Origin of the sequence: Streptomyces sp. NPDC101166, from assembly GCF_044768125.1 — a bacterium.
In the GTDB taxonomy this organism is placed as follows: Bacteria; Actinomycetota; Actinomycetes; order Streptomycetales; family Streptomycetaceae; genus Streptomyces.
Genome location: NZ_JBIWPF010000001.1, coordinates 197,167 through 216,615 on the forward strand (window position 1 = coordinate 197,167; position 19,449 = coordinate 216,615).

Genomic DNA, 19,449 nt, shown 5'->3' on the forward strand with positions numbered 1-19,449 from the left:
TCGGAGAGGCTTCCCGGGAAGCCGCGCGGAACGGACCAACGGGAGAAGGACACAGCACATGGCCCGCCTCAGCCGCGTCGAGAGTCAGGAGCTGACGCGCGAGCGGCTCGTCGCGACCGCGCGCACGCTGTTCCTGCGCAAGGGGTACGCGGCCACCTCGCTCAGCGACGTCGCGGAGACGGCCGGCTATTCCAAGGGCGCGGTGTACTCCAACTTCCGCAACAAGGACCGCCTCTGCCTCGCCGTCCTCGACGACATCCGCGCCGAGCAGCTGGCCCTCCTCACCGACTCCGTGATGGGCGAGGGGGCGGTGGAGAGCCGTCTCGCCGCGTTCACGGCCTGGGGCGAAGCGCATATCGGCGACGAGGCGTGGACGACGTTCGAGGTCGAGTTCCTCACCCGGGCGCGTCACGACGACGAGCTCCGGGGGGAGATGACGGCCCGCGTCGGCGTGATCCGCGAGATGCTGGCCCAGCTGCTCGAAGCGCTGGCCGAGGAGGCCGGCGTCCGGCTGGCCATGCCCGCCGACCGGGCGGCCACGATGCTGCTGAGCCTCGGCATCGGACTCGGGGTGCAGCGGGTGGCCGATCCTTCGGTCCCCACGGCGGTGCTCACCGACACCCTGCGCCTCGTCCTGGGACTGGACGCCGGGCGCTCCTGAAACCCTGTGCCGGCGGGCCGTTCCCCCCGGGGCCGGGACCCCGCTGCCCGCCCGGTCTCGGGCGTCCTGTGCGGCGTCGGTGTGAGAGTCTGGGGACAGGGGCCTGTCTGTGGATGGGACCGGGACATGGGTGCTTTGAGCGTGCCCTCCGACGGCGGCTGGGGCGATCCGCTCGGCCTGTCGAGTGTCGCGCTGGCGGTCGTGGACGCGGACGGCTGCGTCGAGTACTGGAGTTCGGCGGCTGAGGACCTGCTCGGTCATACGCCGGCCGACGTGCTGAACCGCCCGGTGCTGTCCCTGCTCGACGACTACGCCGCGTCCGCCGCCCGGCGGCGCGGACGGCCGGCGGACGGCCACTGGGCGGGAAAGGTCTCGGTGCGTCACCGCGCGGGCCACCAGGTGGAACTCGCGCTCCAGGTCCGCGCCCTGCCCGCGGACGGCGGGCGGGACGGCTGGCTCGTCGCGGCGTGCGCCGCCGCGAGTCAGCGTCAGTGGGATCTCCGCCAGGCGGCGGTACACGGTCTGCTGCACGGTTCCCCGATCGGGGTGGCCGTGCTCGACACGCAGTTGCGCTGCCGTTGGGTGAACGGCCTGCTGGCCGGCATGGAGGAGGTCCAGCCGTCGGAGCAGGGGCTCGCGCCCCGTCCGGCGGCCGACGTCGGCGGGCAGTTGGCGCCGGCCGTGGAGCGGCAGGCCAGGCAGGCGCTGACCGCGGGTGAGACCGTGTCGTCCTTCGAGCATGTGACGCCGTCGCCCGGGTCCCGGCGGCCGCTCCCGGGGTGCCTGAGGCTGCGTTCGTCCGTGCCGCTGCGCGACGGGTCCGGCACCACCGTCGGGGTGTGCCAGAGCGCGGTGGACTTCGACGACCAGGACCGCGCGCGTCAGCGACTGCTGCTGGTGAACGAGGCCAGCGAACACATCGGAAGCACCCTGGACCTGGAGCGCACCGTCGCGGAACTGGCGGAGATCCTGGTGCCCCGGGTCGCCGACTTCGCGGCGGTGGACCTCCTCGACGGCGTCCGGGACGGGCGGGAGCCCGGGCCGCCCGGTGACCGGGGCGGTCGGGCCGGTCTGATCCGCGCCGCTCACCTGTCGATCCGCGCCGATCATCCGGAGGTGGTCGTAGACGTCGGCGCCGCGACCCGGTATCCGGCGCGGTCGCCCCAGAGCCGGTGCCTGGCGTCGGGCAGATCGGTGCGGACGGCGGCGGTGACGCCTTCGACGGGCTGGCTGAGCGACGATCCGCTGCGGCGGAGCCCGTTCTTGCGGATAGGCGTGCACTCCCACATGGTGGTGCCGCTGCGGGCGCGGGGCGTGACGGCGGGGGTGGTGACCCTGCTGCGCTGGGAGAACCCCGATCCGTTCGACGAGGACGATCTGCTCCTCGTCGAGGAGTTGTCAGCCCGGGCGGCGGTGTGCGTGGACAACGCCAGGCGGTTCGCCCGTGAGCACAGCGCGGCGCTGGCGCTCCAGACCAGTCTGCTGCCCCCGGTGCTGCCCCAGCACACGGCTGTCGAGGTGGCGTACCGCTATCTTCCGGCGGACGCGGAGGCCGGCGTGGGCGGGGACTGGTTCGACGTGATCCCGCTGTCCGGAGCGCGGGTCGCCCTGGTGGTGGGGGACGTCGTGGGGCACGGCATCCACGCGGCGGCCAGCATGGGGAGGCTGCGTGCGGCCGTGCAGACGCTCGCCGACATGGACCTGCCTCCCGAGGAACTGCTGGCGCACGTCGACGACCTCGTCCTGCGGCTGGCCGAGGAGGCCGAGGCGAGCGCAGAGGGCCCGGTGGTGGTCGGCGCCACGTGCGTGTACGCGGTGTACGACCCCATCGTGCACAAGCTGTGCCTGGCCCGCGCCGGGCACCCCAGCCCGGGGATCGCGCACCTGCGGGAACCCGTCGGGTTCCTCGACGTCCCCGCCGGTCCCCCGCTCGGCCTCGGGGGCCTGCCGTTCGAGTCGGTCGAGATCGAGCTGGAGGAGGGGAGCGTCCTCGCCTTCTTCACCGACGGGCTGATCGAGGCGCACGACCACGACGTGGACACGGGGCTGGAGCGGCTGTCGTTCGCGCTGGCGCATCCCGACCGGCCGCTGGAGGAGATCTGCGAGACCATGGTGCGCACCCTGCTGCCCGACCGCCCCTGGGACGACGTGGCCTTCCTCGTCGTGCGGACCCGCACCCTGAGCCCCGACCGGGTGGCCTCCTGGGACGTCCCGTCCACTCCGTCGGCCGTGGCGGAAGCCAGACGCCTGGCGATGGCGCAGCTGACCCGGTGGGGCCTCGCCGATCTCGCCTTCACCACGGAGCTGATCGTCAGTGAGCTGATCACCAACGCGATGCGGCACGCGCACGGCCCCATCTCGCTGCGGCTGATCCATGACCGCATCCTCACCTGCGAGGTGTCCGACGCCGGCAACACCTCCCCGCGCATGCGGCGGGCGCGCCACACCGACGAGGGCGGGCGCGGCCTGTTCCTGGTGGCGCAGGTCGCGCAGCGCTGGGGCACGCGCTACACGCCGCAGGGCAAGACGATCTGGACGGAGCAGGCGCTGCCGTAGCCGGGGCCGGCACGGAAGGCTTCGGCGCGGGGTCGTTCTACTCGGGCAGTCCGATGAGGAGCAGGGTCACGTCGTCGTCGTGCGTGGAGGTGTCCGGGATGAGGGTGTCGACCAGCAGGGCCGCGGCCCGGTCGAGCGTCCCCGCGTCCGCGGCCGGGCGGGTCAGGACGGCGCCCAGCGTGTGGGCGAGGACGTCGATCTGGGCGTCGATGTCGGTGCCGGGCCGTTCGACCAGACCGTCGGTGTAGAGGGCGAGCGCGGTGCCCGGGGGCAACGGGTGCGTCGTCACTCGGTACGGCACGCCCTCGCCGCGCGCCTGGTTGACGCCCAGCGGCACGTTCACGTGCGTCGTCAGCGGGCGGGCGGCGTCCTCGGGGCGCAGCGCGATGGCCGGCAGGTGTCCGGCCGAGCACAGGGTGACCTCGTGGGCGTCGTGGTCGATCACCAGGTAGAGGCAGGTGACGAGCTGGTCGGCGAGGTCGCCGACGAAGGCGTCCAGTCCGCTCATGAGCCGTCCGGGCGGGATGCCCGTGCGGGCCAGCGCGTGGGAGGCCGCGCGCAGCTGCCCCATGACGGCCGCCGCTTCCAGGCCCCGGCCCATCACGTCGCCGATGACGACGCCCGTGCGGGCCCGGTCCAGCGGGATGATGTCGAACCAGTCGCCGCCGACCCCGGGGTCCTGCGCGGACGCCAGGTACCGGTGGGCGCTGGGCAGCCAGGGCAGTCGGGGCGGCTCTCCCATGAGGCTGTGCTGCAGTGTGTAGGCGATGCGCCGGTGCTGTTCGTAGCGTTCGGCGCGTTCGCGCTCGATCTGCCTGCGTTCGGTGATGTCCCGCACGGTGAGGAACACCAGCACTTCCCGTTCGGCCTGGAAGGTGCTGACGCTCACCTCGACGGGGAAGGCCCGGCCGGCGCTGTGCAGTCCGTACAGGCCCGTGCCGAGCACCGCCGGCCGCGGGCGGCGCGCCCCGAGGTAGCGGCGCAGCAGGGCGTGGTGCCGTGCGCGGTGGGGGCCGGGCACCAGGTCGTCGACGCTGGTCCCGACGAGGTCGGTCGGCAGGTGGCCGAACACCTGTTCCGCCTGGGCGTTGGCCATGACGATGGTGCCGTGGCCGTTCGTGATCAGCGTGGCGTCGGGGCCCGACTCCAGCAGGGCGAGGAAGCGCCGGTTGGTGCGTTCCGCCTCGCGCTGGGCGGCGACCCGTTCGGTGACGTCGGTGACGACTCCGCACACGGCGTAGGGCGCGCCGTCCGGATCCCTGAGCGGGAAGAGGCTGGTGAGGACGTCTCGTGGGCCGCCCGGCAGCACGACGCGTTCCTGACGTTGCACCGGGGCTCCGCTTTCGAGCATGTCGAGGTCGGCGGCCCGTGCCTGACGCGCCAGTTCCGAGGGGAGGACGTCCTGGTCGCGGCGGCCCAGGACGTACCGGCGCGGCAGGCGGGTGCTCTCCTCGAACGTCGTGTTGACGGCGAGGTAGCGGCCTTCGAGGTCCTTGACGAACACGGTGGCGGGGGTGTGGTCCATGATCGCCTGGAGCAGTTCGTTCTGCCTGACCTGCCACTGGGCGCGCTCGTGCGCCACCTCGGTGCGGCAGCCCACGACCAGGGCGACGAAGATCACGACGGTGAACACGACGACGTGGCCGCAGACCAGCAGCGCGGTCGCCATGCGGGTCCCGTACAGCCCGGCGTCCTCCCCTGCCAGGGTCGCCATGCCGAGCAGCAGCGGCGCGACGACGGTGGTGACGATCAGCCGGCGTCCCAGGGCGCCGGTGGTGCCCGCGTTGGTCAAAAGCGCGGCAGGCCCTTCGCCGGGCCGGGCCAGGAAGGCCGCGACGCCCAGCAGCACCAGGGCGAGCGCGGTGTGCAGGGCCATGCCCGCGTAGTCGCCGAACCGCTCCAGCTGGGGCACGCGGTAGACGAAGCCGTAGAGGCGCACCATGCCGGTGGCGGCCACGGCCAGTCCCGGGATCTGGCTCGTCCAGGCGGGCAGCCGGGGCGCGCTCGCGCACAGGGTCGCCGCGCTCGCGAACAGCAGGGCGACGAGCGTGTTCGGCGCCATCCGCCCGGGCGCCGCTATGCCCCCCGGCGCGCTCTCCTGAAAGAGGAGTTCGTCGACGCGGAGGTTCGCACCGGTGAGGTACTCCGCGGCGGTGAGCGCGCAGATCACGACGACCAGGACCGCGGCGACACGGACCGCGGCGGTCGTCCTGCGGTCGACGGGTCTTCGGACGACGGCGGCCAGGGAGAGTCCCAGCGCCGTCAGCGCCACGGCGGTGTTGGGCTTCATGGACGCGTCGGCGGCGAGGAGCAGGCCCTTCAGCAGGTCGCTGCCGATCGTCCAGCCGACGAGACCCATCATGCCGAGGGCGGCCGCCACGAGAGCCGCGCCCTGGGCCGCGGCGCGGGCGGCGGCCAGTGCCCTCGCATGGAAAGGCAACGCCCCGGTCCGCACGGCCTCACGCGTGCCGTGCAGACCGCGAGTGCGCCACTTGCTGTCTGCCACAGGTTCCCGTCCTCGTGCGCGAACGCCCCGCCAGCATGAATCAGCTTAAATGCTGACGACAGCGGCGGGTCGGCGATCACGAGGGCCCGACGGGCGGATGCCGGGCGTCACGGCGTGACGACGGTCAGTCGTCGCCTTCCAGGTCGCCCTCCGTCTCCAGGTACACCTGCCGCAGCGCCTCCAGCACCGCCGGGTCGGGCTTCTCCCACATGCCCCGCGACTCCGCCTCCAGCAGCCGCTCGGCGATCCCGTGCAGCGCCCAGGGGTTGGCCTCCTGGAGGAACTCACGGTTGGCGGGGTCCAGGACGTAGGTCTCGGTGAGCTTGTCGTACATCCAGTCGGCGATCACGCCCGTCGTGGCGTCGTAGCCGAACAGGTAGTCCACCGTGGCGGCCAGTTCGAAGGCCCCCTTGTAGCCGTGGCGGCGCATCGCCTCGATCCACTTGGGGTTGACGACACGCGCCCGGAAGACGCGGGAGGTCTCCTCGACGAGGGTGCGGGTGCGGACCGTCTCCGGCCGGGTGGAGTCGCCGATGTAGGCCTCGGGGGCGGTGCCGCGCAGGGCGCGGACGGTGGCCACCATGCCGCCGTGGTACTGGAAGTAGTCGTCGGAGTCGGCGATGTCGTGCTCGCGGGTGTCGGTGTTCTTCGCGGCCACCGCGATCCGCTTGTACGCCGTCTCCATCTCCTCGCGGGCCGGACGGCCGTCCAGTTCACGGCCGTAGGCGTAGCCGCCCCAGACGGTGTAGACCTCGGCGAGGTCGGCGTCGGTGCGCCAGTCGCGGGAGTCGATGAGCTGGAGCAGCCCGGCGCCGTACGTGCCCGGTCGGGAGCCGAAGATACGGGTGGTGGCGCGGCGTTCGTCGCCGTGGGCGGCGAGGTCGGCGGTGACGTGCGCCCGCACGTGGTTGGCCTCGGCCGGTTCGTCCAGCGAGGCGGCCAGGCGCACCGCGTCGTCGAGCAGGCCGACGGTGTGCGGGAAGGCGTCGCGGAAGAAGCCCGAGATGCGCAGGGTGACGTCGATGCGGGGCCGGCCCAGCTCTTCGGCCGGGATGGCTTCGAGGCCCGTCACACGGCGGGAGGCGTCGTCCCAGACGGGGCGGACGCCGAGCAGGGCGAGGGCCTCGGCGACGTCGTCGCCGGCGGTGCGCATGGCGCTGGTGCCCCACAGCGACAGGCCGACGGAGGTGGGCCATTCGCCGTTGTCGCTGCGGTAGCGCTCCAGGAGCGAGTCGGCCAGGGCCTGGCCGGTCTCCCAGGCGAGCCGGGAGGGGACGGCCTTGGGGTCGACGGAGTAGAAGTTGCGGCCGGTCGGCAGGACGTTGACCAGGCCGCGCAGCGGGGAGCCGGACGGGCCCGCCGGGACGAAGCCGCCGTTCAGCGCGTGGACGGCGTGGTCGAGTTCGCCGGTGGTGGCCGACAGTCGCGGGACGACCTCGCGGGCCGCGAACTCGAGGATGGCGGCGACCTGTTCGCCGTGCCCGGCGGGGACGGCGGCCGGATCCCAGTCCGCGTCCTCCATCGCCTGGACCAGGGCGCGGGCCTGCTCCTCCGCCTGGTCGGCGGTGGTGCGGGTGGCGGCCGACTCGTCCAGGCCGAGGGCCTCGCGCAGACCGGGCAGTGCGCTGGCGCCGCCCCAGATCTGGCGGGCGCGCAGGATGGCGAGGACGAGGTTGACGCGGTCGGCGCCGGCAGGCGGGGAGCCCAGGACGTGCAGTCCGTCGCGGATCTGGGCGTCCTTGACCTCGCAGAGCCAGCCGTCGACGTGCAGGAGGAAGTCGTCGAAGCCGTCGTCGTCGGGGCGGTCGTCCATGCCGAGGTCGTGGTCGAGCTTGGCGGCCTGGATGAGGGTCCAGATCTGGGCGCGGATCGCCGGCAGCTTCGCCGGGTCCATGGAGGAGATCTGGGCGTACTCGTCGAGGAGCTGCTCCAGCCGCGCGATGTCGCCGTAGGAGTCGGCGCGGGCCATCGGCGGGACGAGGTGGTCGACGAGGGTGGCGTGCGTGCGGCGCTTGGCCTGGGTGCCCTCGCCGGGGTCGTTGACGAGGAACGGGTAGATCAGGGGGAGGTCGCCGAGGGCGGCGTCGGGGCCGCAGGCGGCGGACAGGCCGGCGTTCTTGCCGGGCAGCCACTCCAGGTTGCCGTGCTTGCCCAGGTGGATCATGGCGTCGGCCCCGAAGCCGCCGTCGTCCCCGCGCGCGGCGATCCAGCGGTAGGCGGCCAGGTAGTGGTGGGACGGCGGCAGGTCCGGGTCGTGGTAGATGGCGATGGGGTTCTCGCCGAAGCCTCGCGGAGGCTGGATCAGGATCAGCAGGTTCCCGTAGCGCAGGCCGGCGAGGACGATGTCGCCCTCCGGGTTGCGGCTGCGGTCGACGAACATCTCGCCGGGCGCAGGACCCCAGTGCTCCTCGACCGAGGTGCGCAGCTCCTCGGGGAGTGTGGCGTACCAGCGGCGGTAGTCGGCCGCCGGGATGCGGACGGGGTTGCGGGCGAGCTGCTCCTCGGTGAGCCAGGCCTGGTCGTGGCCGCCGGCCTCGATCAGCGCCCGGATCAGCTCGTCGCCGTCACCGGAGGCGAGGCCCGGGATGTCGGCGCCGCCGAAGTCGTAGCCCTCCTCGCGCAGCCGGCGCAGCAGGGCCACGGCGCTGGCGGGGGTGTCCAGGCCGACGGCGTTGCCGATGCGGGAGTGCTTGGTCGGGTAGGCGGAGAGCACGAGCGCGAGGCGCTTGTCGGCGTTGGCGATGTGGCGAAGTCGCGCGTGGCGTACGGCGATCCCGGCGACGCGGGCGGCGCGCTCGGGGTCGGCGACGTAGGCCGGGAGTCCGTCCTCGTCGATCTCCTTGAAGGAGAAGGGGACGGTGATCAGACGGCCGTCGAACTCGGGGACGGCGATCTGGCTGGCCGCGTCGAGCGGGGAGACGCCCTCGTCGTTGTCCTCCCAGTCGGCGCGTGAGCCGGTCAGGCACAGGGCCTGGAGGATCGGGACGTCCAGCGCGGTGAGCGCGCCCGCGTCCCAGGACTCGTCGTCACCCCCGGCGGAGGCCTCGGCGGGCTTGGTGCCGCCGGCGGCGAGGACGGTGGTGACGATGACGTCGGCGGCGCGCAGTTCCTCGATCAGCTCGGGCTCGGGGGCGCGCAGGGAGGCGACGTACAGGGGCAGCGGGCGGCCGCCGGCGTCCTCGACGGCGTCGCACAGGGCGCCGACGAAGGCGGTGTTGCCGCTCATGTGGTGGGCGCGGTAGTAGAGCACGGCGACGGTCGGGCCGTCGCTCTCGGAGGCCTCCCTGGGCAGCGGGCCCCAGGTGGGGGCGGCGGCGGGGGCGTCGAAGCCGTGGCCGGTGAGCAGGACCGTGTCGGAGAGGAACCGGGCGAGCTGCTCCAGGTTGGCGGGGCCGCCGTGGGCGAGGTAGGCGTGGGCCTCCGCGGCGATGCCCACGGGGACGGTGGAGGCGGCCATCAGCTGGGCGTCGGGGGCCTGTTCGCCGCTGAGGACGACGACCGGGCGCCCGTCGGCGAGGAGCAGGTCGAGCCCCTCCTCCCAGGCGCGCAGCCCGCCGAGGAGGCGTACGACGACCAGTTCGACGCCGTCGAGGAGGGCGGGCAGGTCGTCCAGGGGCAGCCGGGCGGGGTTGGCGAAGCGGTAACGGACCGGTCCGTCGGCCGCACGTGCGCTGAGCAGGTCGGTGTCGGACGTCGACAGCAGAAGGATCATGCGTCGTCTGGCCTTCCTCGGGGTCCGCGCCCCGGGCGGTGTCGGACGGCGGGAGTTCCTGACTCGCCCGGCCTGTCCGTGGCCGGGCTCACAGTGGCGGGACCGCGCCGGATTCGCACCGGGCTTCCTCCCCTGTCGCCGTCTGGCGTGAGCGGATCGGGTGATCCGCCAAGAAGCATAGTAGGGGGCGGGGCAAGAGGGCCCGGGGTGCATCGTGCCTGATGGTGGGTATGCTCGCCGCCATGTCCACGGCTGACCTTCGTTCATCGCCCCAGGCCCCGCCGGCCTCACGCGAACGCGGTGACGCCTGCCCGGGTTCGCTGCGGTTGCACACGGCGGACGACGGCGCGCTGGCCCGGATCCGTGTCCCCGGCGGCGTTCTGACCGTCCGGCAGGCGCGGACGCTCGCCGAGGCGTCGGCGCGGCTGGGTGACGGCGAACTGCATCTGACCTCGCGAGGGAACGTGCAGGTGCGTGGCCTGGGCGCGGGCTGCGGTGGGGAGTTGGCCGCGCTGCTGGACACGGCCGGGCTGCTCCCTTCGCCCGGTCACGAACGGGTCCGCAACATCGTCGCCTCCCCGCTGTCCGGTCTCGACGGACGCGGCCGGCTCGACGTACGGCCGTGGCTCACGGCGTTGGACACGGCACTGTGCGCGAGCGAGCCGGCGCGGGCGCTGTCGGGGCGCTTCCTGTTCGCGCTCGACGACGGGCGCGGGGACGTGGCCGGGCTCGACGCGGACGTCACGCTCCGGGCTGCGGCGGACGGCGGCGCGGAACTCGGCCTCGGATCGGCCGGCGAGGCGCTGCTGGTGTCCGTCGAGGACGCGCCGCGCGCCGCCCTGGCGGCCGCCGAGACGTTCCTTCAGACCGTGCGGGCCACGGGGACCGGCGTCTGGCGGGTGGACGAACTCCCCCGCGCTCACGGCTCGTTCATCGATCTGGTCGGCCGCCGCCTCGCGGGTGACGGCATCGGCCATGAGCGGTGCGTCCGGGACGCCGGACGTACGGACGGGCCTGCCCCGGGAGCCGTCGGCGCCGGCCTGTCGGCGCATGTCCCCTTCGGTCGCCTCGCGGCCCCTCAGTGGCGGGAGCTGACCGATGCCGCCGTCGGCGAGATGCGTCTCACGCCGTGGCGCGGTGTGGTTCTTCCCACACCGCGCGCGGACGTCGACGCGTCCCTCGGCCGTCTCGCGGCCGCCGGCCTCGTCACCGATCCCTCCTCGCCCTGGGTACGCGTCGGGGCCTGCATCGGCCGGCCCGGGTGCGGCAGGTCGCGGGCCGACGTGCAGGCCGACGCGACCGAGGCCCGCGCGGCCCTCGCCCCGGGCGGCCTCCCCCTGTACTGGTCGGGGTGCGAACGCCGTTGCGGACATCCCCGGGGCGACCGGATCGACGTGGTCGCCGCACCTGAGGGCGGCTACCTGCTCTCGACCGCCGTGACCGGGCAGGAGCCCCGCACCATCACCTTGGACCATCCCTCCCGACTCGCCACCGCCCTGGCAGCGATCACCGCATGAGCCGCATGACGACCGAGAGCAGTGAGAAGAACACCGTGACGAAGTACGAGTATGAGAAGGACGGCGCGGCCATCTACCGCCGGTCCTTCGCCACCATCCGGGCGGAGGCCGACCTCGAGGGTCTGCCCGCCGACGTCAGCCAGGTCGCGGTCCGGATGATCCACGCCTGCGGCATGGTCGACCTCGTACGGGACCTGGACTGCACGCCCACCGTCGTGGCCCGCGCCCGCGAGGCCCTACGTTCGGGCGCGCCCATCTTCACCGACGTGCAGATGGTGGCCAGCGGAGTGACCCGCAAGCGGCTGCCCGCCGACAACGACGTGCTGTGCACCCTGTCCGACCCGTCGGTGCCGGGGCTCGCCGCCGAGCTGGGCACCACCCGCACCGCCGCCGCGATGGAACTGTGGCGGGACCGGCTGGAGGGCTCGGTGGTCGCCGTCGGCAACGCGCCCACCGCGCTGTTCCGCCTGCTGGAGATGATCGACGAGGGCGCGCCCCGGCCCGCCGCCGTCATCGGCGTGCCCGTCGGGTTCGTCGGCGCCGTCGAGTCCAAGGACGCGCTGGCGGCGCACCCGTCCGGCCTGGAGTACCTGGTGGTGCGCGGGCGCCGGGGCGGCAGCGCCCTCGCCGCCGCCGCGCTCAACGCGATCGCGAGCGAGGAAGAGTGAGCGGCAAGCTGTACGGCGTCGGGCTGGGCCCCGGCGACCCGTCCCTGATGACCGTCCGGGCCGTCGAGGTCATCGCCGAGGCCGATGTGATCGCCTATCACAGCGCCCGGCACGGCCGGTCCATCGCCCGCTCGATCGCGGCGCGGCACATCCGCGCCGACCACGTCGAGGAGCCGCTGGTCTACCCGGTCACCACCGAGACCACCGACCACCCGGGCGGCTATCAGGGCGCCATCGACGACTTCTACGCCGAGGCGTCGGCCCGGCTCGCCGCGCACCTGGAGGCGGGGCGGACCGTCGCGGTCCTCGCCGAGGGCGACCCGCTCTTCTACGGCTCCTACATGCACATGCACAAGCGGCTCGCCGACCGCTTCGACACCGAGGTGATCCCCGGGGTCACCTCCGTGTCGGCCGCCGCCGCCCGGCTGGGCGCCCCGCTCGTCGAGGGCGAGGAGGTGCTGACCATCCTGCCGGGCACGCTCCCCGAGGAGGAGCTGACCGCGCGGCTCTCCGCGACGGACGTGGCGGTGGTGATGAAGCTGGGCCGCACCTTCCCCAAGGTCCGCCGGGCGATGGAGAGTTCCGGCCGGCTGGGCGAGGCCCGGTACGTGGAGCGGGCCACCATGGCCGGGGAACGGGTCGGTGAACTCGCCGATGTGGACGAGGAGTCGGTGCCGTACTTCTCGGTGGCCGTGCTGCCGAGCCAGGTCGACGCGGAGCGGCCCGCGGCGCGCGAGCGCGGCGAGGTGGTCGTCGTCGGGACCGGGCCGGCCGGACCGCGGTGGCTGACGCCCGAGACGCGGGGCGCGCTCGCCGCCGCCGACGACCTCGTCGGCTACACCACCTACCTGGACCGGGTGCCGGTGCGGGCCGGCCAGGTGCGGCACGGCTCGGACAACCGGGTCGAGTCCGAGCGGGCCGAGTTCGCGCTCGATCTGGCCCGGCGGGGGCGGCGGGTGGCCGTCGTCTCCGGGGGCGATCCGGGGGTCTTCGCCATGGCGACGGCCGTCCTGGAGGTCGCCTCGCAGAAGGAGTACGAGGATGTCGCGGTGCGCGTGCTGCCGGGCGTGACCGCCGCCAACGCGGCCGCCGCCCGCGCCGGTGCGCCCCTCGGGCACGACTACGCCACGATCTCGCTCTCCGACCAGCTCAAGCCGTGGGAGGTCATCGCCGAACGGCTGCGCGCGGCGGCCTCGGCGGATCTGGTGCTCGCCCTGTACAACCCGGGCTCGCACAGCCGTACCTGGCAGGTGGCCAAGGCTCGCGAACTGCTGCTGGAGCACCGGGAAGCGGACACCCCGGTCGTGGTCGCGCGGGACGTGGGCGGCTCCGGGGAGAGCGTGCGGATCGTGCGGCTCGCCGACCTGGATCCGGCCGAGGTCGACATGCGGACGATCCTGCTGGTCGGCTCCTCGCAGACGCGGGCCGTACGGCGCGGCGACGGCGAGGAGATCGTCTGGACGCCTCGCCGGTATCCCGAGGCATGAGGAGCGCCGGCGCCGACCGGGACCGGGGGTTGCTTCCGGTGGGCGCCGGCCGGCAGACACTCGTCGTCGAGACCGGCCGGCAGGCACTCGTGGTCGAGACCGGCCGGCAGGCACCCGGCGTCGAGACCGGCCGACGGGGGCCCGGCGTCCGGACCGGACGTGAGGCCGGCCGGGGGCCGGAAGGCCGCCAGACCGACCGGGGGCCCGAGAGCCGTCAGACCAGCCGAGGGCCGGAAGGCCGTCAGGCCGGCCGGCGGCCGGAAGGCCGTCAGGCCGGCCGGGGGCCCGAGAGCCGTCAGGCCGACCGGCGGCCGGAAGGCCGTCAGGCCGGCCGGGGGCCCGAAGGCCGTCAGGCCGGCCGGGGGCCCGAAGGCCGTCAGGCCGGCCGGGGGCCCGAAGGCCGTCAGGCCGGCCGGGGGCCGGAAGGGCGTCCGAGGCGTTCGGTGATCCATCGGGCCGCCTGCTCCGGGTCGGTCGCCACCGGGACGCCTTCGGGGGCCTCCGGGCGCCGGACCACCACCACCGGAACCCCCGCCTCTCTCGCCGCCGTCAGCTTCGGCGCGGTGGCCGCTCCCCCGCTGTCCTTCGTCACCAGCACGTCGACGCGGTGCCGGCGCAGCAGCTCGCGTTCGCCGTCCAGGGTGAAAGGACCCCGGTCGAGCAGCACCTCCATACGGGGCGGGTGCGGCGGCTCGGGCGCGTCGACGGACCGGACGAGGAACCACAGGCCGGCGAGGTCCGCGAAGGCGGCGAGGCCCATGCGCCCGGTGGTCAGGAAGACCCGCTCCCCCAGTCCGGGCAGCAGCCCGGCCGCCGCCTCCAGCGAGGAGACCTCGTGCCAGCGGTCGCCCTCGACGGGGACCCAGCCGGGGCGGCGCAGGGCGAGCAGGGGAACATGGGCGGTGGCGGCGGCTCGCGCCGCGTGGAAGCTGATGGTCCCGGCGAAAGGGTGGGTGGCGTCGATGAGCGCGTCGACGGCGTTGTCGCGCAGCCACGCGGTCAGGCCCTCGGTCCCGCCGAACCCCCCGACGCGGACCTCGCCCGGCGGCAGCCGGGGAGCGGCGACCCGCCCCGCGAGGGAGCTGGTCAGCCGCAACCCGGGAGCGCCGTGCAGCAGTTCGGCGAGGCGGCGGGCCTCCGTGGTGCCGCCGAGGATCAGTACGTGCATGGAAGTCCAGGTCCGTTCATGAGCGAGTCACAGAGCACCGGCGAGGCCGGGGCGCAGGGCGCCGGCGAGGCGAAGGGCGGTCGCACCGCGCAGCTGAAGCACACCGGTCTGCGGCCCGGCTGGACCACGGGCGCCTGTGCGACGGCGGCCACGACGGCCGCGTACACCGCGCTGCTGACCGGCGAGTTCCCCGACCCGGTGACGATCACGCTGCCCAAGGGGCAGACGCCGTCCTTCGCGCTCGCGGCCGAGGAGCTGAGCGACGCGTACGCGATGGCGGGGATCGTGAAGGACGCGGGCGACGATCCCGACGTCACGCACGGCGCGCTGGTGCGGGCCACGGTCAGGCGGCTGCCCGCCGGGTCCGGCGTCGTCTTCCGGGCCGGCCCGGGGGTCGGGACGGTCACCCGGCCCGGCCTGCCGCTGCCGGTCGGCGAGCCCGCCGTGAACCCGGTGCCGCGCCGGATGATGTGCGACCACGTCGCCGAGGTCGCCGCCCTGCACGGCGGCACGTCGGACGTGGAGATCACGGTCTCCGTGGACCACGGCGAGGAGATCGCCCGCTCCACGTGGAACCCCCGGCTCGGCATCCTGGGCGGTCTGTCCATCCTGGGCACGACCGGCATCGTCGTCCCGTACTCCTGCTCGGCATGGATCGACTCCATCCGGCGGGGCGTGGACGTGGCGCGGGCGGCGGGGCGCACGCATGTCGCGGGGTGCACCGGGTCGACGTCGGAGCGGACGGTGGTCGCCGAGTACGGCCTGCCCGAGGACGCCCTGCTCGACATGGGCGACTTCGCGGGGGCGGTGCTGAAGTACGTCCGCCGCCACCCCGTCGACCGTCTCACGGTGTGCGGCGGGTTCGCCAAGCTCTCCAAGCTGGCCGCGGGCCATCTCGACCTGCACTCCGCCCGCTCCCAGGTCGACAAGGGCTTCCTCGCCGAACTCGCCCGGCGCGGCGGCGCGGACGAGGCGCTGGCGGCGGAGGTGGCCGACGCCAACACCGGGCTCGCCGCGCTCCAGTCGTGCATGGCGGCCGGGGTGCCGCTGGGCGACCTGGTGGCGACGGCGGCCCGCGACCAGGCGCTGGCCGTGCTGCGGGGCGCTCCCGTCGCGGTGGACGTCGTCTGCATCGACCGGGCGGGGACGGTGGTGGGCCGCAGCACGGTCGCCTGACCGCTCCCGGCGGCGGCCGGGTCAGTCACCGGCGACGACCGGGCCGACGCGCAGGCGGTTGCCGTCCGGATCCCGCAGGCGCAGCTCGCACCCCCACGGCAGCTCCTCCGGCCGTACACCGAACTCCGCTGCCACCGCGTCGAGATCGACGACCCGCAGGTACACCAGGGTGTCGGGCCGGGCGTCGCCCTCGTGCTCCGACAGGTACAGCCGGACGCGGCCTCGGGCGACCTCGGTGAACACGGGCAGGCCGGGCTCGAACCGGTGCTCCCACCGCTGCCGGAAGCCCAGCCGCGCGTACCAGCGGGCGGCGGCCCCCGCGTCCCGTACGCGCAGGATGGGAACGACTTCCTCGTGCGCGTCGCCCGCGTCGGCCTGGTCGCTCAGCATGTGTGGCGGTCCCGGTCCGGGGAGTACAGGTGGCTGTCGCGGAAGTGTTCGGCGGCCAGGGTCCGGCCGACCATGATGACGGCCGTGCGCAGGACGCCCGCCTCCTTCACCTTGCCGGCGATCTCGTCGAGCGTGCCGCGGATGACCAGTTCGTCGGGGCGGGAGGCGTAGGCGACGACGGCGGCCGGGCAGTCGGCGCCGTAGTGCGGGAGGAGTTCGTCGACCACGCGGTCGACGTAGCGGACGGCCAGGTGCAGCACGATGAGCGCGCCGCTGCGGCCGAGCGTGGCGAGGTCCTCGCCGTCGGGCATGGCGGTGGCCTGCTGGGCGATCCGGGTGAGGATGACGGTCTGGCCGACGGTCGGCACGGTCAGTTCCCGCTTGAGGGCGGCGGCCGCCGCGGCGAACGCGGGCACGCCCGGGACGACCTCGTAGGGCACCCCGGCCGCGTCGAGCCGCCGCATCTGCTCGGCGACGGCGCTGAAGACCGAGGGGTCCCCGGAGTGCAGCCGGGCCACGTCGTGGCCCTCCTCGTGCGCACGGACCAGTTCGGCGACGATCTGGTCCAGGTCGAGCCGCGCGGTGTCCACCAGCCGTGCGCCGGGCGGGCATTCGGCGAGCAGTTCGCGCGGGACCAGGCTGCCCGCGTACAGGCAGACCGGGCTCGCGGCGAGCACGCGGGCGCCGCGCACCGTGATCAGGTCGGCGGCGCCGGGGCCGGCGCCGATGAAGTACACGGTCATCTGTCTGCTCCTGAGGACGGATCGGGGGTCTTGTGCACGGCCCACTGGGTCACCGGCATCGCCTGCCGCCACCCGGTGAAGCCGCCGACGGGCACGGCGTGCGCCACGGCCAGTTTCACCAACTCACCGCCGTGCCGACGGCAGGCGCCGGCCAGCAGCGCCTCCGACTCCAGCGTCACGGTGTTGGCGACGAGCCGCCCGCCGTCGGGCAGCGCCTCCCAGCACGCGTCGAGGAGACCCGGGGCGGTGAGTCCGCCGCCGATGAACACGGCGTCGGGCGGCGGGAGTTCGGCGAGGGCGGCGGGCGCGGCGCCGGTGACGACGCGCAGCCCGGGCACGCCCAGCCGGTCGGCGTTGCGGACGATGCGGGCGGCGCGCACGGGGTCGCGTTCGACGGTGATCGCGCGGCACGAGGGGTGGGTGCGCATCCATTCGACGGCGATGGAGCCGGAGCCGCCGCCGACGTCCCACAGCAGTTCGCCGGGTGCGGGCGCGAGGGCGGCGAGGGTCGCGGCGCGGACGTGCCGCTTGGTGAGCTGCCCGTCGTGTTCGTACGCCTCGTCGGGGAGCCCGGGAACGGCGCCGAGCCGCAGGGCGCCGGGGGCGCGTCGGCATTCGACGGCGACGATGTTGAGAGGATCACCGGGCGGCCGTGACTCCTCCCATGCGTCGGCGGTGCTCTCGCCGCCGATGTGCTCGCGCGGACCGCCGAGTTGCTCCAGGACGCGGACGCGGCTCGGTCCGAAGCCGCGGTCCCGCAGCAGGGCGACGACCTCGCCGGGGGTGCCGGCGTCCGCGCCGAGCACGAGGAGCCGCCGGCCGTCGTGCAGGGCGGCGGCGAGGCGGGCGGCGGGGCGGCCGACGAGCGTGACCACCTCGACGTCCTCCAGGGGCCAGCCGAGGCGGGCGGCGGCGTGGGAGACGGAGGAGGGGTGCGGCAGGACGTGCAGGGCGTCGCCGCCCGTCTCCTCGGCGAGGGCGCGTCCGATGCCGTAGAACATGGGGTCGCCACTGGCGAGGACGGCGATGCGGCGGCCGGCGTGCGCGGCGAGGAGCGCGGGGACGGCCGGGCGCAGGGGCGTGGGCCAGGCGACTCGCTGCCCGGCGCACCGCGCGGGCAGCAGGTCCAGTTGGCGCGGGCCGCCGATGAGCACCTCGGCCTCGCTGAGCGCGGCGCGCGAGGCGTCCGTGAGCCCCGCCCATCCGTCGGCTCCGATTCCGACGACCGTGACGGCGGCGACGGCGGGCGGCGGTCCTGGTCGTGCGGGATTCACTGCGCGTACCTCGTGGTTCGGGGGCAACAGGGGCGCACTCTACTGGGCGGTGCACGGCCCCCACCTGCTCGGGGGCCGCTTTCCCCTCGCTTTTCAGCGCCCCGCCGCGGCGGTCGGGCCTACCCGGCCGCCTGCGCCGCTCAGCGGTGTTCGGGGTTGTCCGCGCCCGGCCGGCAGCCGGCGTCCCACTCCGTGCGCTGGTTGCCGTGGGCGGGGACTCCCCCGGCGCGTTTGAGCAGGGCCGCCAGGTGCATCAGGTTCCAGGTCATGAACGCGGTGTTGCGGTTGGTGAAGTCGTTCTCCGGGCCGCCCGAACCGGGGTCCAGGTACGAGGGGCCCGGTCCGGCCGCGCCGATCCAGCCCGCGTCGGCCTGCGGCGGGATGGTGTAGCCGAGGTGCTGGAGGCTGTAGAGCACGTTCATGGCGCAGTGCTTGACGCCGTCCTCGTTGCCGGTGATGAGACAGCCGCCGACGCGCCCGTAGTAGGCGTACTGTCCCTGGGAGTTGAGCAGACTGGAGCAGCTGTAGAGGCGTTCGACGACGCGTTTGGTGACCGAGCTGTTGTCGCCCAGCCAGATGGGCCCGGCGAGCACCAGGATGTCCGCGGCCATCACCTGCTCGTACAAGGCCGGCCAGGCGTCGGTGGCGATGCCGTGCTCGGTCATGTCGGGGTAGACGCCCGTCGCGATGTCGTGGTCGACGGCACGGACCAGTTCCGTGGTCACCCCGCGCGCTTCCATGAGGGACCGGCTCATGTCGATGAGCCCCTGGGTGTGGCTGAGTTGTGGAGACGGCTTCAGCGTGCAGTTGACGAAGAGCGCGCGCAGGTCGTCGAAGCGGTAGCCGTCCTCGGTGGACGGGGTGGGCGATGCGGTCACGGAGGACTCCGGGGAGGGAGAGCGAACAGGAGGGCGTGCCGGTGTCAGCGTCTCCCGGGGCGGGCGCGCCGCCCGGTTGCGACGCACCTCCATCCGGGCACCGGCCGCGGGTGGGCGGCGATGAGGCCGCGTCAGCGCGACGTGGCCGGCCGCGGGTGGGCGGCGATGAGGCCGCGTCAGCGCGACGTGGCCGGCCGCGGATGGGCGGCGATGAGGCCGCGTCAGCGCGGCGTGGCCGGCCGCCGCTTCGCCGCACCGCGCAGTCTCAGCACGAGCACCAGCGCCGACCCGCCGAACAGGACGGCGGTGATCAGCAGCCAGCGGGTGAGGAAACCGTCGGCCGGCAGGCCGGTGGAGTACTCGTAGCGCTCCCTCGTCCGGCCGCTGATCAACGGGAACCACACCAGCAGCAGAAGGCCGGACAGGACGGCCGGCACCCGGACGTACATCGTCCGCTCCCGGTGACCGGCCGCGCCGAGGACACCGGTGACGGCCCTGTCCGCGGACGCGTACAGCGGCAGCAGGACGAGGTCGTGCAGCACCGCCGCGCCCACGAACCACAGCGCCGTGCCGAGCCAGTCGCCGGAGAGCAGGCGCACGCCCGCGTATCCGGCGAGCGCGAACGAGCAGACCAGGAGCAGGATCTGCAGAGGGCTTCCGAGCGGAGGTCTTCTCATGACAGAGCTCTTCTCATGTCGTCACCGGGCTCGCTT

14 protein-coding genes and 1 riboswitch are annotated in these 19,449 nt (G+C 74.2%); of the genes, 6 read left to right on the plus strand and 8 right to left on the minus strand.

Annotated elements, in window-relative coordinates:
- The first annotated feature begins 58 nt into the window (after window positions 1–58).
- The gene (locus tag ACIRS4_RS00925) at window positions 59–661 is read left to right on the plus strand and encodes a TetR/AcrR family transcriptional regulator (RefSeq protein ID WP_404188048.1); all 603 of its coding nucleotides are present in this window, start codon (window positions 59–61) and stop codon (window positions 659–661) included.
- 126 nt (window positions 662–787) lie between these two features.
- Window positions 788–3,217: a SpoIIE family protein phosphatase gene (locus ACIRS4_RS00930; protein ID WP_404188050.1), complete on the plus strand. Its 2,430-nt coding sequence runs from the start codon at window positions 788–790 to the stop codon at window positions 3,215–3,217.
- Between the two features lie 37 nt (window positions 3,218–3,254).
- On the opposite strand, the gene ACIRS4_RS00935 is transcribed toward ACIRS4_RS00930, so the two are convergent.
- Both ACIRS4_RS00935 and cobN read right to left on the minus strand, forming a co-directional pair.
- The gene (locus ACIRS4_RS00935; protein ID WP_404188053.1) at window positions 3,255–5,723 is read right to left on the minus strand and encodes a SpoIIE family protein phosphatase; all 2,469 of its coding nucleotides are present in this window, start codon (window positions 5,721–5,723) and stop codon (window positions 3,255–3,257) included.
- Window positions 5,724–5,847: 124 nt separating this feature from the next.
- On the minus strand, window positions 5,848–9,435 hold the full coding sequence (cobN, locus tag ACIRS4_RS00940; protein WP_404188056.1) for a cobaltochelatase subunit CobN: 3,588 nt from the start codon (window positions 9,433–9,435) through the stop codon (window positions 5,848–5,850).
- 52 nt (window positions 9,436–9,487) lie between these two features.
- Window positions 9,488–9,565: riboswitch (cobalamin riboswitch) on the minus strand.
- Window positions 9,566–9,665: 100 nt separating this feature from the next.
- Here cobN and ACIRS4_RS00945 point away from each other — a divergent pair.
- From ACIRS4_RS00945 to ACIRS4_RS00955, 3 genes are read left to right on the plus strand one after another with little or no spacing between them, the layout of a single operon-like run.
- A complete protein-coding gene (locus ACIRS4_RS00945; RefSeq protein WP_404189730.1) occupies window positions 9,666–10,952 on the plus strand; it encodes a cobalamin biosynthesis protein CobG in 1,287 nt (428 codons plus the stop codon).
- The gene (locus tag ACIRS4_RS00950; RefSeq protein WP_404188059.1) at window positions 10,949–11,620 is read left to right on the plus strand and encodes a precorrin-8X methylmutase; all 672 of its coding nucleotides are present in this window, start codon (window positions 10,949–10,951) and stop codon (window positions 11,618–11,620) included. Before ACIRS4_RS00945 ends, ACIRS4_RS00950 begins: the two co-directional genes overlap by 4 nt.
- The gene (locus tag ACIRS4_RS00955; RefSeq protein ID WP_404188061.1) at window positions 11,617–13,107 is read left to right on the plus strand and encodes a precorrin-2 C(20)-methyltransferase; all 1,491 of its coding nucleotides are present in this window, start codon (window positions 11,617–11,619) and stop codon (window positions 13,105–13,107) included. The genes ACIRS4_RS00950 and ACIRS4_RS00955 overlap by 4 nt, the downstream gene beginning before the upstream one ends.
- A gap of 403 nt (window positions 13,108–13,510) precedes the next feature.
- On the opposite strand, the gene ACIRS4_RS00960 is transcribed toward ACIRS4_RS00955, so the two are convergent.
- Window positions 13,511–14,275 carry a cobalt-precorrin-6A reductase gene (locus tag ACIRS4_RS00960; protein WP_404188064.1) on the minus strand — a complete coding sequence of 255 codons (765 nt, stop codon included), beginning with the start codon at window positions 14,273–14,275 and terminating at the stop codon, window positions 13,511–13,513.
- Between the two features lie 18 nt (window positions 14,276–14,293).
- Between ACIRS4_RS00960 and ACIRS4_RS00965 the strand changes: the two genes are divergently transcribed.
- A complete protein-coding gene (locus ACIRS4_RS00965) occupies window positions 14,294–15,451 on the plus strand; it encodes a cobalt-precorrin-5B (C(1))-methyltransferase (protein ID WP_404188067.1) in 1,158 nt (385 codons plus the stop codon).
- A gap of 21 nt (window positions 15,452–15,472) precedes the next feature.
- Here the strand turns inward: ACIRS4_RS00965 and ACIRS4_RS00970 are convergent, their stop codons facing one another.
- The 5 genes from ACIRS4_RS00970 to ACIRS4_RS00990 form a co-directional block, all read right to left on the minus strand.
- Window positions 15,473–15,841, minus strand: coding sequence for a glyoxalase superfamily protein (locus ACIRS4_RS00970; protein WP_404188069.1), 369 nt, complete (start codon window positions 15,839–15,841; stop codon window positions 15,473–15,475).
- Entirely contained in the window at window positions 15,835–16,584 is a 750-nt protein-coding gene (cobM, locus tag ACIRS4_RS00975; RefSeq protein WP_404188072.1) for a precorrin-4 C(11)-methyltransferase, read from the minus strand. The genes ACIRS4_RS00970 and cobM overlap by 7 nt, the downstream gene beginning before the upstream one ends.
- Window positions 16,581–17,858: a precorrin-6y C5,15-methyltransferase (decarboxylating) subunit CbiE gene (gene cbiE / locus ACIRS4_RS00980; RefSeq protein WP_404188074.1), complete on the minus strand. Its 1,278-nt coding sequence runs from the start codon at window positions 17,856–17,858 to the stop codon at window positions 16,581–16,583. Before cbiE ends, cobM begins: the two co-directional genes overlap by 4 nt.
- Before the next feature lie 140 nt (window positions 17,859–17,998).
- On the minus strand, window positions 17,999–18,736 hold the full coding sequence (locus ACIRS4_RS00985; protein WP_404188077.1) for a flavodoxin family protein: 738 nt from the start codon (window positions 18,734–18,736) through the stop codon (window positions 17,999–18,001).
- A 221-nt stretch (window positions 18,737–18,957) separates the two neighbouring features.
- Window positions 18,958–19,413 (minus strand): hypothetical protein, encoded by a 456-nt coding sequence (locus tag ACIRS4_RS00990; RefSeq protein WP_404188079.1) that lies wholly within the window; start codon window positions 19,411–19,413, stop codon window positions 18,958–18,960.
- Window positions 19,414–19,449: the final 36 nt, after the last annotated feature.

Coding starts and splice junctions, on each gene's coding strand:
- ACIRS4_RS00965 (WP_404188067.1), top strand. CDS start 14,294: ATGAGCGAGTCACAGAGCACCGGCGAGGCCGGGGCGCAGGGCGCCGGC.
- ACIRS4_RS00950 (WP_404188059.1), top strand. CDS start 10,949: ATGAGCCGCATGACGACCGAGAGCAGTGAGAAGAACACCGTGACGAAG.
- ACIRS4_RS00945 (WP_404189730.1), top strand. CDS start 9,666: ATGCTCGCCGCCATGTCCACGGCTGACCTTCGTTCATCGCCCCAGGCC.
- ACIRS4_RS00930 (WP_404188050.1), top strand. CDS start 788: ATGGGTGCTTTGAGCGTGCCCTCCGACGGCGGCTGGGGCGATCCGCTC.
- ACIRS4_RS00925 (WP_404188048.1), top strand. CDS start 59: ATGGCCCGCCTCAGCCGCGTCGAGAGTCAGGAGCTGACGCGCGAGCGG.
- cobM (WP_404188072.1), bottom strand. CDS start 16,584: ATGACCGTGTACTTCATCGGCGCCGGCCCCGGCGCCGCCGACCTGATC.
- ACIRS4_RS00960 (WP_404188064.1), bottom strand. CDS start 14,275: ATGCACGTACTGATCCTCGGCGGCACCACGGAGGCCCGCCGCCTCGCC.
- ACIRS4_RS00990 (WP_404188079.1), bottom strand. CDS start 19,413: ATGAGAAGACCTCCGCTCGGAAGCCCTCTGCAGATCCTGCTCCTGGTC.
- cobN (WP_404188056.1), bottom strand. CDS start 9,435: ATGATCCTTCTGCTGTCGACGTCCGACACCGACCTGCTCAGCGCACGT.
- ACIRS4_RS00970 (WP_404188069.1), bottom strand. CDS start 15,841: ATGCTGAGCGACCAGGCCGACGCGGGCGACGCGCACGAGGAAGTCGTT.